The sequence below is a fragment of the Streptomyces sp. HUAS TT11 genome, assembly GCF_051553595.1.
In the GTDB taxonomy this organism is placed as follows: domain Bacteria; phylum Actinomycetota; class Actinomycetes; order Streptomycetales; family Streptomycetaceae; genus Streptomyces.
Genome location: NZ_CP196185.1, coordinates 133,616 through 148,059, shown reverse-complemented (window position 1 = coordinate 148,059; position 14,444 = coordinate 133,616). Strand labels below are relative to the sequence as shown.

The 14,444-nt window shown below is 67.3% G+C and carries 15 protein-coding genes and 1 pseudogene; 3 read left to right on the top strand and 13 right to left on the bottom strand.

Annotated elements, in window-relative coordinates; genetic code table 11:
- Positions 1-54 precede the first annotated feature (54 nt).
- The 6 genes and pseudogenes from ACSHXN_RS44415 to ACSHXN_RS44390 form a co-directional block, all read right to left on the bottom strand.
- Positions 55-300 (bottom strand): STAS domain-containing protein, encoded by a 246-nt coding sequence (locus ACSHXN_RS44415; protein WP_438306883.1) that lies wholly within the window; start codon positions 298-300, stop codon positions 55-57.
- Positions 301-470: 170 nt separating this feature from the next.
- Positions 471-2,177: an LCP family protein gene (locus ACSHXN_RS44410; protein ID WP_438306661.1), complete on the bottom strand. Its 1,707-nt coding sequence runs from the start codon at positions 2,175-2,177 to the stop codon at positions 471-473.
- Positions 2,178-2,840: 663 nt separating this feature from the next.
- Positions 2,841-3,491 carry a lytic transglycosylase domain-containing protein gene (locus tag ACSHXN_RS44405; protein WP_438306660.1) on the bottom strand — a complete coding sequence of 217 codons (651 nt, stop codon included), beginning with the start codon at positions 3,489-3,491 and terminating at the stop codon, positions 2,841-2,843.
- Between the two features lie 132 nt (positions 3,492-3,623).
- Positions 3,624-6,281: a magnesium-translocating P-type ATPase gene (mgtA, locus tag ACSHXN_RS44400; RefSeq protein ID WP_438306659.1), complete on the bottom strand. Its 2,658-nt coding sequence runs from the start codon at positions 6,279-6,281 to the stop codon at positions 3,624-3,626.
- The gene (locus ACSHXN_RS44395; RefSeq protein ID WP_438306658.1) at positions 6,274-6,636 is read right to left on the bottom strand and encodes an ArsR/SmtB family transcription factor; all 363 of its coding nucleotides are present in this window, start codon (positions 6,634-6,636) and stop codon (positions 6,274-6,276) included. The genes mgtA and ACSHXN_RS44395 overlap by 8 nt, the downstream gene beginning before the upstream one ends.
- Positions 6,637-7,298: 662 nt before the next feature.
- Positions 7,299-7,856 (bottom strand): annotated as a pseudogene (locus tag ACSHXN_RS44390) (TerD family protein); the annotation flags it as partial.
- A gap of 227 nt (positions 7,857-8,083) precedes the next feature.
- Between ACSHXN_RS44390 and ACSHXN_RS44385 the strand changes: the two are divergent.
- On the top strand, positions 8,084-8,350 hold the full coding sequence (locus tag ACSHXN_RS44385; protein WP_438306657.1) for a GlsB/YeaQ/YmgE family stress response membrane protein: 267 nt from the start codon (positions 8,084-8,086) through the stop codon (positions 8,348-8,350).
- A gap of 22 nt (positions 8,351-8,372) precedes the next feature.
- Here the strand turns inward: ACSHXN_RS44385 and ACSHXN_RS44380 are convergent, their stop codons facing one another.
- Complete coding sequence (locus ACSHXN_RS44380; RefSeq protein ID WP_438306656.1) at positions 8,373-8,957, bottom strand: TerD family protein; 585 nt, start codon at positions 8,955-8,957, stop codon at positions 8,373-8,375.
- Between the two features lie 207 nt (positions 8,958-9,164).
- Positions 9,165-9,740: a TerD family protein gene (locus ACSHXN_RS44375; protein ID WP_438306655.1), complete on the bottom strand. Its 576-nt coding sequence runs from the start codon at positions 9,738-9,740 to the stop codon at positions 9,165-9,167.
- Between the two features lie 283 nt (positions 9,741-10,023).
- Here ACSHXN_RS44375 and ACSHXN_RS44370 point away from each other — a divergent pair, with 283 nt between their 5' ends.
- Together ACSHXN_RS44370 and ACSHXN_RS44365 are read left to right on the top strand one after the other, a co-directional pair.
- Positions 10,024-10,407 (top strand): BlaI/MecI/CopY family transcriptional regulator, encoded by a 384-nt coding sequence (locus ACSHXN_RS44370; RefSeq protein ID WP_438306654.1) that lies wholly within the window; start codon positions 10,024-10,026, stop codon positions 10,405-10,407.
- Between the two features lie 7 nt (positions 10,408-10,414).
- Complete coding sequence (locus tag ACSHXN_RS44365; RefSeq protein WP_438306653.1) at positions 10,415-11,347, top strand: M56 family metallopeptidase; 933 nt, start codon at positions 10,415-10,417, stop codon at positions 11,345-11,347.
- 73 nt (positions 11,348-11,420) lie between these two features.
- Here ACSHXN_RS44365 and ACSHXN_RS44360 read toward each other — a convergent pair whose 3' ends face one another.
- From ACSHXN_RS44360 to ACSHXN_RS44340, 5 genes are all read right to left on the bottom strand, one after another.
- Positions 11,421-11,876, bottom strand: a complete 456-nt coding sequence (locus ACSHXN_RS44360) for a tellurite resistance TerB family protein (RefSeq protein ID WP_438306652.1) — start codon at positions 11,874-11,876, stop codon at positions 11,421-11,423.
- A 127-nt stretch (positions 11,877-12,003) separates the two neighbouring features.
- Positions 12,004-12,504, bottom strand: coding sequence for a hypothetical protein (locus ACSHXN_RS44355; protein ID WP_438306651.1), 501 nt, complete (start codon positions 12,502-12,504; stop codon positions 12,004-12,006).
- A gap of 659 nt (positions 12,505-13,163) precedes the next feature.
- Positions 13,164-13,370: a DUF6233 domain-containing protein gene (locus ACSHXN_RS44350; protein WP_438306650.1), complete on the bottom strand. Its 207-nt coding sequence runs from the start codon at positions 13,368-13,370 to the stop codon at positions 13,164-13,166.
- Between the two features lie 219 nt (positions 13,371-13,589).
- Positions 13,590-13,760 carry a hypothetical protein gene (locus ACSHXN_RS44345; RefSeq protein ID WP_438306649.1) on the bottom strand — a complete coding sequence of 57 codons (171 nt, stop codon included), beginning with the start codon at positions 13,758-13,760 and terminating at the stop codon, positions 13,590-13,592.
- A gap of 287 nt (positions 13,761-14,047) precedes the next feature.
- Entirely contained in the window at positions 14,048-14,437 is a 390-nt protein-coding gene (locus tag ACSHXN_RS44340) for a hypothetical protein (RefSeq protein WP_438306648.1), read from the bottom strand.
- Positions 14,438-14,444 lie beyond the last annotated feature (7 nt).

The window sequence follows — 14,444 nt, the reverse complement described above, 5'->3', positions numbered from 1 at the left end:
CCAGACCGAGGCGGGTAAGCGTGCGACGGACCTGCGGGTTCACGTGGGTGGCGATCACCTGGTACCGAGTGGCTGCGCTGCTCGTAGAGCGGTCAGGAATACTCGCGCCCCGCCACCGTCGAGGTAGGTGACCCGGAGTAGATCAAATTCCAGGAGGCGGGGCTCCGAACGAAGGGCATGCTTCAGGTCCTCCTCGATGCGTTCGGTGCCCTTCGACGTGACCTCTCCGGACAGCTGCACGACGACCTGCTGCGCCCCCGGGCTCCAACGGGTTGCGCGTCGACGGAGACGGCGCGGCAGGCGCGGTATCGGGGACTCCAGGGCATTGACGGGAGGCAGGCAGCGTCGCAGCCGAAATCATCGGAGCGCCACCGCCCCGCTATTTGCTCACCAGCTTGCGCAATTGGTGAACCAATCTCAGTCTCCAACTTTCCATTCCAACCTCACGGACCGACTGCACGCACACGGTCTCATTCGTCGGAGTCGGGCTTTCCGCTCGCCGCCGTATACGCCTGGGGCGGCGTCATCGGGACACCGTTCAGCGTGACCGTCTTGTAGGGGCTGACCTTGGCGCAGGTCTTGGCCTGGTCGGCGGTCTGGGCATGGGCGTTGGAGACCGCCGCCTTCGTGTCGGCGGGCGCTGGTTCGGACGAGCCGCCCGGGTAGGCGGAGCCGCTCGGCCAGTCGCTGCCGATCACCAGCGTCAGACCCGTGCCGGTGCCCTGCTTTAGGCGCGAGGTGGGCAGTCCCAGTGCTTTGGCGGCTGTCTGCGCCTCGGCCTTTTGGTCGGCGCCGTACGTCAGAGTGGTGGTTGTCACCGGGGTCGGGGCGTTGGCCGTGGTCGTACCGGAGCTGAAGCCGTGGTCGATGAGCGCGGTCGCGACCGTGGAGGCGCGGCCAGTGAAGTCGGTGCCGTTCTTGACCGTCACAGCGATCTCGGAGGCGGGTACGGCCGCGGCTGTGGCCGTCGCGGACGCCGCCGCCGACTTCTTACCGGAACCCGTGGTAAGCGATTGGTCGCCCGAGATGGCGGAGAACAGGGCTTTAGCGCCCGCCCCGACCACCACGCGGTTGCTGTCGGCCGGGTCGGGTGCCGTCTGCATGGTGGCGAAGGTCATCCGCTTGGTCGGGACTTTGTTCAAGTCGTCCGCGAGCCCGATCAGCTTCTTGACGCTGCCCAGACCGTCGTCCACAGTCAGCGCCTTGGTGGCCGCGTCGGCGAGGGCGTAGACCGCGGTGGGATCGGTGAGCGTGCCCGCGCTCTTGAACTTGCGGATCATGGCGCTGAGGAAGATGTGCTGGGAGACCGTTCGGCCGAGGTCGCTGCCGTCACCGAAGCCGTGCCGCGAGCGGACGAACTGCAGTGCCGCCTCGCCTTTGAGGGTGTGGGTGCCCTTGGACAGCTTCAGATGCGAGTAGGTGTCGTAAACGTCGTCGCTGACGCAGACGGAGACGCCGCCGACCGCGTCGGACATCCTCACTACACCGGAGAAGTCGAGCTTGACGAAGTGGTCGATGGGGATGCCGGTGAGTTGGTGGATGGTGGCGACCTGGCAGGCGGGGCCGTACTGCAGGGCGCTGTTGATCTGGCCGTGGTAGCCCGTCGTGGACTGGCCCGTCTCGGGATCCTTGCACGTCGGGACATCGGTCATGGTGTCGCGAGGGATGCTCATCACGGTGGCGTTGGAGCGGTCGGCGGATATGTGGACCACCATCTGCACGTCCGCGTTTCCGCTGCCGGTCTGCACCCCCGTCTTCGAGCAGCCGCCGCCGAGCTTGCAGTCCGCCTTGCTGGTACGGCCGTCCGAACCCATCACCAGGATGTTGATCGGTGTACGGCCGAACGCGTCGGCCTTCTCCTTACCGCCCTTGCCGTCGAGCGAGACGCTGTTGATGTTGCCGTTCAGGTGCTCGTAGAACCACCAGCCGACCCCAGCCACCCCCAGCACCAATATCGACAAGCACACCCCGATGATCCGCAGCGTTCGCCCGCCGCGCCGCACCGGCCGGGCGCGCCGCCTCGAGTGCGTGCCGCCGCTCGGGCGTGAGGCTGCTCGCGCCGCTGCCCGGCCGCCCGGCGTGTGCACACTGTCCGGCGCAGGCGCACCTTGCCTGGCTGTCCGAGCGGTGCGGCTGCGGGTGGCTTGGCCGACCGGGCCGTCCCACGGGTCACTCATATCCCACTCCCATGACGGTCGGGCCTATTGGGCCGGGCCGTCAGTGGTGCGGCCGGGCGTGCGCGGCGGTGTTACGGACAGGCAGAGTAAATTCCACCTTGGTTGCGTAGTTGCGCAATCTAGCAAACAATTGGCTCCTGGAGCCAAGGTCCCGCCGTAATTCACAGGTGAGAGATCTCATGGAGCCGACGCGTCAGTGCCGGATCGGCACGTGCCCGCGCGGGCTGGGCTCAGTGCCCGTTTCGTCCATACCGCGCAATGATCCACGCGGCGCCGCGTTCGGCCAGGATCCGCCGCCGACCCCAACGCGAGCGCCGCATGGTGGTGGCCCGGGGGCGTGTCTCCGTCGGCACAGCCGCTAAATCGGCCAAGCGGTTGGCGGCGTACGCCAGTTCTGCCTGCAGCCTTCTCCGCTGTACGGAAGAGCCGGCCTTCAACAACGCTGCATAGAGTCCTTCGACCTCGGCCACAGCGGCGCTCAGCCGCAGATTCGCATCACGCACTCGCCGACTGTCCCCGCGCCGCATGCACGCCCTTCCTCCACGCCGTCGGACTCTCAACCGCTGCTGCGATTATTGCGCAATACCGCAACTCACCTGTCTCGCCTCTGCAAGGTAGGTGTCGGCCGCCGGCCGCATTCTGCTCAGGGCCATTCCGGATCGTTCAGCCAGCGCTGACAGCCCTGCCAGCCTTGGCCCAGTTGGCGTGCAGCTTGTCGAGATAGGACTGGGCCTGGCTGCCCGGAGTTGCTCCGCGGGTGAAAGCCAGCATGTTGCCCGCGCCGGTGTTGTAGCCCAGGGCCAGCAACTCGTTCTTGTTGTACGCGGCGGCCCAGGTGATGGGCAGCTGGGCCGCTAGGTCGTGGAGGTACCACGCTTCAGCTTCGATGGAGAGGTCCCGGTCATCAGGTAGCTCGTCCCACCGTCGGTTGGCGAGGCCCCGGCCCTTCTTGACCTCGTCGAATGTGGCGCGATGCATGTTGGCGATGCCGAAGGAGGCGTCCGGCTTGTATTTCTGCCAGGCTCGCTCGAAGGGTGGGTCGTGCGGTTTGTATGCCTCGTTGTAGAGGATCGCCATCAGCAATTGCGCACTGACGCCGGTGCGGCGAGCCCAGGTGTTCACTGGGGAGGCGTAGCTGGCGGGGTCGTAGGCAGAGGTGGCCGGTGTGGGTGAGCCGACCGGCGAGGTGGAACGGGACGGGGATGACGCCTCGCCCTGCGGAGCGTTGGCCGCACGCGCGATGACGTACAAGGCCACGACGAAGACCGCCACGGGGATCCACCGCCAGCGCCTCGGTGCCGTGGAATCGGACATAACTCGCCTCTCTCGCGCCCCTCCCATTGGCAGCACCCTTGTACCGCAGGCGCATTAAGACCTGTGTGAGGCAGCGCTGTGCATGCCCGACCGCGTGGAGCTGATCAATGAGTCATGGGGCGGACGGCGGGATCAGCGAAGATGTTTTGCGTGCCGCCGCTCGTAGCGAGCCTTGGCCCCCACCAGGCCAGTGGCGTAGAGCGCGAGGACGGCCGTGAGCAGCAGATAGTACATCGGAGGGAGTGCGGCCAGGCCGAGCCATGGTCCTAGGGGTGATGGTGGCAACAGCAAGCCGATGGCGGCCAGCACAGCCGCAGCCCAGGCAACGGGGCCTGGCCGGCGCCCCTCGGCGCGACTGCGGCCAACGCGCAGCAGCAGCATCACCAGGGCCTGGGTGAGCAGGTTCTCGGTGAACCAGCCGGAGTGGAACACGGCCTCATCGTCCCCGGTCCCTGGACCGTGCAGAGCGAGCGCGAGAACGCCGAAGGTGGCGAGGTCGGCAACGGCGTTGAGCACGCCGAAGGCAGTGATGAAGCGCAACAGGTCCCGAGGTCGTAGCACGGTCGGTCGCCCCAGCACCGCCGGGTGCGGTCGGTCGTGGGCGAAGGCGAGCTGGGCCGCATCGAAGCACAGGTTCTGTGCAAGGACCTGGGCCGGGAGCATTGGCAGGAAGGGCAGCAGAAGGCCCGCGGAGAGCATTGCGATGACGTTGCCGAGGTTCGAGGACAGTGTGATGCGCAGATACGTGGCGATGTTGCCGCTCGCGTGCCGGCCGGCGGCAACGGCATGGGCGATCGCGGTGAGGTCCTTCTCGGCGAGCACCACGTCGGCGCCCTCCCGGCTCACGTCGGCCGCCGCGCGCGGGGCGATGCCGACGTCGGCGACGCGCAGGGCCGGCAGGTCGTTGACACCATCGCCCAGGAAGCCCACGGTGTGCCCCGCAGTGCGCAGCGCGTGCGTGATCCGGGCCTTGTGCTCAGGGGTGCACCGGGCGAAGACAGTCGTGCGGCGAGCCAGATCGGCGAGCTCCGTGTCCGTGAGGTCATCGATGCGGTCGGCTGTTAGGACGCTGTCGGGGCCTAGCGGGATGCCGAGGTCGCGGCAGGCGCGGGCGGCGGTGCCGGGGTGGTCGCCGGTGAGGATCTTGACGGTGACACCGTGCCCGTCGAGGGCCTGGAGTGCGTCGGTGGCGGTCGGCGCGAGGGCGTCGTGCAAGGTCACGAAGCCACGAAAGGTGAGGCTGTGTTCGTCGGCAGGGGAGTAGGAGCGGGCGCGTGCCGGGCGGTCGGCGGTAGCGACCGCCAGGACCCGGAGTCCGCCGTCGGCCTGCCCAGAGGCGAGGCCGCGTAGCCGTTCGCGTTCGTCCCCCTCCAAAGTGCAGCGCTCGAGGACGGCCTCGACGTCGCCCTTGACGACCAGAGTGTGAATACCCAAGCGCCCAGGCGTCCGCACGACGGCGGTGGCAAGTCGACGGAGTGGATCGAAGGGTACGGCGGCCGTCCCGTCGTACGCCAACAGCTCGTCTTCGTCAGCCGCGTCCAGGATCGATTCGTCGAGGGCGTCGGGCGTAGGCAGGTCGGCGAGCTGGAGTGTCCACCAGGCGTTGACGGCGGCCCAGTGCAGTACCTCGGAGTCTTCCTGCCCGTCAGAGCCTAGCGCGCGATCAACGACTGGCCGGTCCAGCGTGAGGGTGCCGGTCTTGTCCAGGCACAGGACATCTACAGCGCCCAGGTCGTGCAAGGCGGGCAGCCGCTTCACGATGACGCCGTGCGCACGGGCCAGCAGCGAGGCGCCGCGGGCCAGAGAGGTGGTGACGAGGACGGGCAGCATCTCCGGCGTCAGACCGACTGCCACCGCGACGGCGAACGGTAGCGTCTCCAGGCCGCGCCCACGCAGCGCCGCGTTGGCCATGAGGACCAACGGTGGGGTGAGCAGCATGAACCGGATCAGGATCCAGGAGACGCCGCGCACGGAACGGTCGAAGGCGCTCGCTCCCGCTCCGCCGGAGATCCAGCTGTGGGAGGCGGCAAACCGGGTGTGCACGCCGGTCGCGGTAACGACCGCCGTGGCACTGCCGGACACGACGCTGCTGCCCTGGAAACACAGCTGCGGCTGTTCGAACGGACCGCCTCCGGCCGCGCGAGATAGGTCGTCCGCGTACTTTGCGACGGGCGCCGACTCCCCCGTAAGCGCGGCCTGGTGCACGGTCAGACCGCTTGCGCGCAGCAACCGTACGTCCGCCGGAACCAGGTCACCCGGGCCGAGCCGGACCACGTCGCCGGGAACCAGCTCGTCCACCGGGACCTCACGGATCGTGGGCGCGAGGGCCGTGTCCTCGTCGTCCGCTCGGCGCAGGACGCTAGAGGTGGTGGCCACAAGCTCACGCAGTCCGGCCATGGACCGGTCGGCCCGGTGCTCGCCGGACGCACGCAGCACGCAGCTCACCACGACCAGGAGGAGGATCACGGTGGCAGTCCCCCAGGCGAACACGACCGCAGACACCAGCCCGAGGCACACCAGCACCGCGGTGAAGGGGTCCCGCAGACTGCGTACGAACAGTCGCGGCCACGACGCCGCACGCCGGTCTGGAACCGTGTTCGCGCCCAGCCGCTGCAGCCGCTCCTCAGCCTGTCCCTCCGTCAGGCCGCGCGGACCGCTGCCCAGCCCGCGCAGCACCTCCAGCACAGACGGCACCGCATGTCCCGTACGAGGCCACGCGGCGCCGGCGCCCGGGACAACGCCATGAGCCGATACAGCGTCCGGGCCGGTAGCCGCGGTGGTCTCAGCCACCGGTCCCGCTCAGTCGGTGTACCGGCGCGGTGCCCCGCTGCGAGCGCGCGCTCAGCTGGCCGACCATTACCCGTACCACCGTCACAATGTCAGGGTCGTCGACGTAATAAACCTGCCGCCGACCCTCACGGCGCGAACGCACGAGCCCCGCGAGCTTCAATTTCGCCAGATGCTGGCTGACCGCGGGTAGCGCTCCGCCCACCCGGTCCGCGAGATGCGTGACATCGCTCTCGCCCTGCGACAATGCCCACATCAAATGCAACCGGGCCGACGACGCCAGCAGCCCGAACGTTGCGGCGGCCTCCGACAGAACCTCGGTGGACGGATCCTTGAAACCACCGACGTTCTCCGACACAGCCTTCTCCCGCCTCGCCCACAGCACGGCCTCAGCGCACGCGCTTACCTAGTGTAGGTGCGTGATCCCGGCGTGCGTGCGCGTCAGTGGAGATCCAGTCGCTCGTACCGACCACCGGACACGAGGGGACCTGCCGATCACTCTTCGTAGTAGTTGTTGACGATCACGTCCGGTTCGTCGTCGAAGGCCTCGTTCAGTAGTGCTCCACCGACCAGACCGGCCGCACCGGCCCCGATCAGCGCGCCGGTGCCGAAGCGACGCCCGCCACTCTGCTGCTGGTGGTCGTGATGGTCTCCGTACGGTTGCCCGTAGCCCTGCTGCGGATAACCCTGCGGTGCAGGCTGCGGATACCCCTGCTGAGGCGGGGTGTAGAACGGCGGCGGCGTGCTGTGGACCCGTTGCGCGCAGCTGCCGCATGACTGGATCGGCCGGGCGACACCCCACTGCGGGGACCACGTCACGGTCGTCGTGCCGGGCCCGTGGTTGGGGTCGAAGAAGCAGGTCACGGAGGAGCTCCCTGAGGGTTGCGGTGGCGCGGCGAAAGCCGGTGTGGGCGAGGAGACGAGAGTGGGCGTCGGCACCGTCGGGGCGGGTGGCAGGTAGGCACCGGTACTGGCCTGCGGCGAAGCGACGGGAGCCGGGCTGGGTGCCGAATCGCGCAGGACATCCACGCCGTAGTCGGCGGCGATGCCCGCAAGGCCGGATGCGTATCCTTGGCCGATCGCACGGAACTTCCACTCCGCGCCGTGCCGGTACAGCTCACCGAAGACCAGCGCCGTCTCATTCGACAAGCCACCCGACGCGAGGTCGTAGCGGGCCAACTCGGCACCCGATTCCTGGTCGAGGACGCGGATGTGGGCGCGGTGCACCTGGCGGAAACTCTGGCTGCGGGCCGCGCCCTCGTAGAGGGACACCGGGAAGACGATCTTTACGACCTCGTCGGGAACCCGGGAGAGTTCGACATGGATCTGCTGGTCGTCTCCGCTGATGGGACCGCCGCTGCCGGAGTGGCGGACCGATCCGTCCGGGCTGATCAGGTTGTTGAAGAAGACGAAGTGCTCGTCCGACAGCACCGTCCCGAACTGGTTGCACAGCAACGCGCTCGCGTCCAGGTCGTAGCCGGTGTTCGCCTGCCAGCCCAGTCCAACTGTCACCACGTTCAGGCCCGGGGCCTGCTTGTCCAGCGACACGTTGCCGCCCTTGGCCAGGGCCACACTCATGCAGAGCCTCCGCTATCCGTGATGATCATGATCAACACGACCAACCTCTTCCAGTTCCTAACTTGCGCAACGTCATGAACAAGTGACGAAATCTCAACGGTCCGCCGGCAACTACCGATGATCCTCGCCATGCCTTCAGGATTGTCCATAAGCTTGCGCAATCAGGCAATCTACGTGGCCGACGCCCGGCGACTCCGCCCGGCCCGGCCCGACCGGAGGACAACAACGTGGGCATCATCGGCTGGATCATCCTTGGCCTGCTCGCCGGAGCCATCGCCAAGGTCCTGCTGCCCGGCCGCGACCCGGGCGGCCTCATCGGAACGACCCTTATCGGCATCGCCGGCGCGTTCGTCGGGGGCTGGCTCTCTGCCCGCTTCCTCGACCGTCCGGTGGAGAAGCACTTCTTCGACCTCTACACCTGGGGCGCGGCCATCGGCGGCTCGCTGGTCCTGCTTATCGGTTACCGCTTGCTGTTCGGCAACTCACGCGACTGACCCGAGGGCCGGAGCGCCTCGGTCACAGGTGGGCGGCGATGGTGGGCAGCAGGTCCTGGAACGTCTGACCGGCGGCAGGCTCGCCGATGGCCTGCAACTGCCAGCCGTCGCCCGCCCGGTGGAGCTTCGCCATGATCTGGGCGGTGCACGCGCCACCGCCGCTCAGGGTGTAGCGGGCCAACTCCTCGCCGGTGACTTCGTCGATCAGGCGACAGAATGCGTTCTGCACCTCGGCGAAGGTCTGCCCGGTGAAGGAGTTGACCGTGAAGACGATCTGGTCAACGTGCCCGGGAACACGGCCGAGGTCGACGAGGATGACCTCGTCGTCGCCGCCGGCGCCGCTGCCCCCGGTGAGGTTGTCCCCCAAATGTCGCACGGAACCGTCGTCGCTGACCAGGTGCCGAAAGAAGACCACATCTGCCATCCGCCCGCCGGTGAAGAGCAGAGCCGAGGCATCGAGGTCGATGTCCCGGGTCCCAGCCAGTTTGGCCAGGAAACCCTTGCGTTGCACCGCCTGCCAGCCCAGCCCCATACGAACGGCACGCAGGGCGCCACCGTCAGACTTGCTGAGGCTGATCTGCTGCCCCTTGTTCAGATTCACAGACATACGTCGTTGTCTCACTTTCTGCCACGGGGCGGTTCGAGGACGGGCTGCGGCACGCCACAGCGACGGCGAATACCAGTGGCGGGAATGCCTCCTGGAGCCACTCCCGCAAGTAGCGTCATTGTCGGGTGGAGTACCCAGTCCGCTCGGTCCGTCGGAAAGACTGAACGGGCTGTTCACTGCTCAGACGGGCTCCCGAAGGCTGCCGCCTCAGACGCCGACTCCGAAATCGGAGGCGATGCCCGCAAGGCCCGAGGCGTACCCCTGACCGATCGCGCGGAACTTCCACTCGGCCCCGTTGCGGTACAGCTCGCCGAAGACCATCGCAGTCTCGTTGGAGGCGTCTTCAGACAGGTCGTAGCGGGCCAGTTCGGCACCGCCCGCCTGGTTCACCACACGGATGAACGCGTTGCGTACTTGTCCGAAGCTCTGGCCTCGGGCATCTGCGTCATGGATCGACACCGGGAAGACGATCTTGTCGACATCGGTAGGTACGGCGGCCAGGTTCACCTTGATCGACTCATCGTCACCCTCACCCTCACCGGTGAGGTTGTCGCCGGTGTGCTCCACCGAGCCGTCCGGGCTTTTCAGGTTGTTGTAGAAGACGAAGTGCTGGTCGGAGACGACAGCGCCTGACGTATTCAGTAGCAGTGCGGATGCGTCCAGGTCGAAGTCGGTGCCAGTGGTGGTCCGTACGTCCCAGCCCAGGCCGACCACGACTGCGGTCAGGCCTGGCGCCTCCTTGCTCAACGACACGTTGCCGCCCTTGGCCAGGGAAACACCCATGCTTCGTCCCTCCATGCAAGCAGTCGATTCGGATCCGGGTCACGGACCCCGAGCTAGAATCTACAACACTGTAGAAGCAATTGGGGGGGTGACGTGCGAAGGTGATTCGTAATCCGCCATGCACCGTCTCTGCGAAGGCCTCGGGTGATCGTCCTGCGGACCATGGGAACATGCGTTCGCCTCGTTCCGGAGTCGGCGGAAACCGGCCATGGACAAGGCTTTGTAGGATGTGGACCCCGGCACCGTGTGCCCGGGCGACGGCCCATCAGAAGGGAGACCGCGCGTGGTGGGGCCGGATTCGCGTCCTCGGCGCAGGGCGCAGGGCGCGTTGGAGACGCAGGTGCTCGCGGCGCTGCACGGGGCCGGAAAGCCGACGACGGCGGGCTGGGTACAGGAACACCTCGGAGCAGACCTCGCCTACACAACCGTGATGACGGTACTGGCTCGCCTCCTGGCGAAAGACGCCGTTACGCGCAGGCGCGAGGGCCGCTCGTTCGTATGGCTGCCCGCCGCGGACGAGGCAGGTCTCGCCGCGTTGAAGATGCACCGCGTCCTGGACAGTGAGCAGGATCGCAGAGCGGTACTGGCCAGCTTCATCACCACCCTGCCCGAGCGCGACGAACAGACGCTGCGCGAACTGCTCGACCAGGCTGGCGACGAGGACTGACACACGCATGGGCATCTTCGTGTTCCTCCCGCTGGTGCTGCCATTCACCGCCTGGCCGATTGCACGCCTGGCCGCGCAGCGCCTCCATCCGCGCACCGCCACGGTGCTGCTGACCGGCGTCTCCTGCGTCATGGCCGTGTGCAGCACGGTGTGTTTGGCCTTGCTGATGGTGGTTGGCACCGCTCAACTGCCCGGCAATCCCCTGCCGGACGGCTGGTCGGACCCCGAGGTCCGCGAGAGCGTGCCGCACCACGAGATTGCCGGGAAGGCGGCGATCCCGGCACTGATCTGGGTCGTAGCGGGCTGCGCCCACGCCGCGCTGCACCACTCCCGAGTACGGCGGCGGGCCCACCAGGCACTGGCCGCTCTGCCGCTCACCGAGGTGGCGGTGCTGCCCGACGCCCGGCCCTACGCCTATGCCCTGCCCGGCGGTCCACGCGACCGCGTCGTCGTCTCCACAGCAATGCTCACCGGCCTCGGCTCCCGGGAGCGCCGCGCCCTTTTCGCCCACGAGCGCGCCCACCTCACCGCACGACACCACCGACACCTGCTGCTCGTCCAACTGGCTGCCCGCGCCAACCCGTTCCTACGGCCTCTGCGGACAGCCGTCGCCTACACGACGGAGCGATGGGCAGACGAGGAAGCAGCCGGGACCGTCGGCAGCCGTAGGACGGTCGCCCGCGCGATCGGCAAGGCCGCGCTCGTCTCACGCGGCACGCCCGCACCCACACTCGCCAGCCTTGCCACCCCCGGTCCGCTCCCGCGCCGAGTGGCGGCCCTCCTCGGCCCGGCCCCCTGCGCCCACGCCTGGCCGCCGGCCTTCACCACCGTGAGCCTGGCCTTGTGGACGGCCACCACGGGAGCCCTCTTGTCGGCCATGTTCTCGGCCAACTCGGCACTCACCCTGCTCGTCCTGCTGCACGCCGCCACACCCCTCTGACACCGACATGAAGCTGGGCCGGCAGGTCGATATCCCTGACGGCCCAGTGTCATGCTCCAGAGAGGACGCTCCGTCACAGATCGAACTCGTGCGGCGGCAGTCCCAGAGCGAAGCAGGCATCCCGGACCACTGCGCGCTCGGTGGCATCGAAGTCACCGTCGGCGCCACCGATCACGATCCCGATCTGGATCACAGCGCGCGCCTCTGCAGGCTTCTTCTTCGCTTTTGCGACCTCCTGCAGCACGCTCACCTTACCGAAGTCGAAGTCGGCAGCCAGCTTGTTCAGGTTGTCCTCGAAGCGGCGCTGAAGGTCGGCAGCCGGGAAGTTCTGCAGCACCTCGTTATTGAAGATCAGTTGCGCGACACGCTGTCGCTCCGACGGGTCGATCTTCCCGTCTGCGGCGGCCACCAGGGCGCACATCGCCATACTCGCATCACGGAACGCACCACTCTTCAGGTCGTTCTTCTTCGCCACCAGCTGTGTCTGCATCTGCGAGGCTGAGTCCTTGATGCGGTCCCACAGGGCCATGTCGACTCCTTTTGTTCCACGGCCGCCGTAGTGAGCCCGTACGTGGGCGAACCGGCAGCCAGATCAACTTCTACAACGCTGTAGAAAATAGCAGGGTCCAGGGCGCAACCTCATGCGCCCGGACGGACTAACGTGTGGCGCGATCTTGCTGTTCCTCTGTGTGCGCCTCATCAAGGTGACTCAGCAGAAAGGGCACCATTCCCTTCTCCAGCAGTGCCAGTTTCCATGCGTCTCGCATCCTGGTCAGCTGGGCATCCGCGCTGACGGTGGAACGTTTGCGTGTCGCCGACACGGCCAACCAGATCAGGTCACCGACCACCGCTCCAATTGCCACCGCTCCCACTAGCGAACCTGCCGTGAGTAATCCGTCCCCGACATAGGGGCGACCGCCGTGGGAGCGCAACCAGCACCCGAACAGAGATAGAGCCAGTCCTACACCAGCCGCGACTCGCGCCGCGGGCATTGCGGACACGGGCGGTGGTGCGCCGGACGCCGGATGGGTGCCGCAGGTGGTTGGCTGCCCCTTGCTGGAAAAAACGTCTGCGGCGCCGAGGTAGTCGCGGTACTCGATGTTCGCGGACGCAGCAATCACATGTGCCGCCTGAAGCGCCCGAGCGCGCAGGTCCACGTCTTCTATGGCGCCATCGCAGCGCTCTAGTTGATGCCTGCATGGCAAAGGAACGCACAAGGATCGTGCTGGCTGTAGGCCGTGCCGAGGATGCATCCGTCCACGCGCATCCGCCGGCCATCCGTCTTGGTCGGCGGGGAGGCGATCACGCGACGCCTGGCCATAAACCCACCCTCGCCCGAAGGCGCCGGATGCGCGCGCCCCCGGCTTGCGGCCACCCGCATGGCCGCTCCGATTGTCGCTCCCGACGACGGCCGGTCAGGATTGAATCGACTCCACGCGGCCCGGTGGTCTTCCAGGCCAGGCACGCTGGAAGTCGAGGCAGAGCGCGCCCCCACCCCTTCGGACGACGCAGCAGCGCAGGGAGTGGGAGGCGCGCTCGCGCGCTCGAGATGCGTGTGTCCCGTTGTCGCGTCACTCTTGACCTAGCGGAAGGGCGCCTCAGCACGGCTGGTTACCCAGGTTCGCTTCCCCGTTCCGGGGCGCCACCGTAGCGGGCTCACTGGCCCGCGCCGACAAATAAAAGTTGCGCCGAACGTAGCCCGCTGGCTGCGGGTGTTCCATGCTGTCCCGGCCGCCGGCTACGCCCTTGATGCCGGCGCAACGTATTGCCCCCCGTGATGCCACGCGCACGGGGGGCATCACGGGGGCGGGCCGATCTAGTCGAGGACCCGCAGCGCGGTGTCCGGTCGGCAGTGCGTGCATGCCGGCACCTGCTGGCGCAGTGCGTCGACGGCCTGCTCCTGCGATACGCCGATGCATCGGCTGCTCTTGCGTACGGTCCAGCAGCCGCCGACGTGCACGGCGACCGTGTTGGTCTTGTTCAGCCCGCGCTCGAGCAGCCAGTCGGCGGGCGGCGGCCGCATCTCGTCGGCTTGCCGTTGCCGCGACTCGCGCTGTTCCTCCTGTGCGATCCACGTGTCGATCTATGCGAGTGCTGCTGTGGCCTGCTGAAACACCACTCGGCGGGCGAAGTGGAGGAGGTCGAGTCTGGACGGATCGTTCACGTGTTCGATATTACGACGTAGGTTGGGCCTCGCCGGATCAGGACCACTGAAGGACGGGGGGTCCCGGACCTGGAAGCACTACCGCAACCAGGCCCGTTGGACGGGATCGGCGACGAGTACGACGGGGATGACGATCGAGAGGACGAGCTGCAGGAGGCCCTCCCCCAGGCGTCGCACCGACCCCGCCCGAATGCCAGCGCGCGGCGAGCGGACGACCGGGGGCAGGTGCATCGTGATGAGCACCACCACGGCAACCACCCCGACGGCGAGCGAATCGAACAGATTAGCGCACGATGCCCGAACCCGGGCAGATGGCTGCGCTCACATTCGTCAGCGCGTTGATCCTCTTCGCGTTACTCCTCAAGAGCATTTGAAGCAGAGAGAGCAACACATGACCACCACAGTCGCAGCCTCGTGGGCCGACCGGATCACCGCTGGCTACGCCGTACGGCGCGCCCTGCGCGGACCTGCCGTCATCACCCAGGCCTCGAGACTCCTCGCCATCGCAGGGCGGCCTTTAGGCGTCCACGTGGTGCTCAGTAGGCAACGAGCCCGCTGCTGGAACGATCGAAGTGCAGGAAGAACCCCGTGCCGTTCAGCACGTCAGTGGCCGCTGTGCCCCAGGTACCTGCCGCGATCCAACGAAGGCTGTTGCAAGACCAGTCATTATTGGTCCAAAAGCACGTCTGCACGTAAGTGCCCTGGTTGGGCTTGACGTTAATGTCCGCGCAGTTCGACGTAGTGGTGGCCACTCCCTTACCCGGCCAGTCCAGGTTGTCGCGCCCGCTCGAGGCGTAGGATTTGGCACTGCCGTAGCAGGTCGTAGCGGGTGCCGCACTGGCAGACGGAACAGTGACCAGGGTCATGCCACCAGCCACTACAACAGCCGCCACCAGGGCCCTGACAGTACGGATGCTCACACGCATGTTCATC

What these genes read in the sequence shown, in the direction of transcription:
- ACSHXN_RS44410 (WP_438306661.1), bottom strand. Translation starts at nt 2,177, where the DNA reads ATGAGTGACCCGTGGGACGGCCCGGTCGGCCAAGCCACCCGCAGCCGC.
- ACSHXN_RS44405 (WP_438306660.1), bottom strand. Translation starts at nt 3,491, where the DNA reads ATGTCCGATTCCACGGCACCGAGGCGCTGGCGGTGGATCCCCGTGGCG.
- ACSHXN_RS44380 (WP_438306656.1), bottom strand. Translation starts at nt 8,957, where the DNA reads ATGTCTGTGAATCTGAACAAGGGGCAGCAGATCAGCCTCAGCAAGTCT.
- ACSHXN_RS44375 (WP_438306655.1), bottom strand. Translation starts at nt 9,740, where the DNA reads ATGGGTGTTTCCCTGGCCAAGGGCGGCAACGTGTCGTTGAGCAAGGAG.
- ACSHXN_RS44365 (WP_438306653.1), top strand. Translation starts at nt 10,415, where the DNA reads ATGGGCATCTTCGTGTTCCTCCCGCTGGTGCTGCCATTCACCGCCTGG.
- ACSHXN_RS44360 (WP_438306652.1), bottom strand. Translation starts at nt 11,876, where the DNA reads ATGGCCCTGTGGGACCGCATCAAGGACTCAGCCTCGCAGATGCAGACA.
- ACSHXN_RS44350 (WP_438306650.1), bottom strand. Translation starts at nt 13,370, where the DNA reads ATGCGGCCGCCGCCCGCCGACTGGCTGCTCGAGCGCGGGCTGAACAAG.
- ACSHXN_RS44340 (WP_438306648.1), bottom strand. Translation starts at nt 14,437, where the DNA reads ATGCGTGTGAGCATCCGTACTGTCAGGGCCCTGGTGGCGGCTGTTGTA.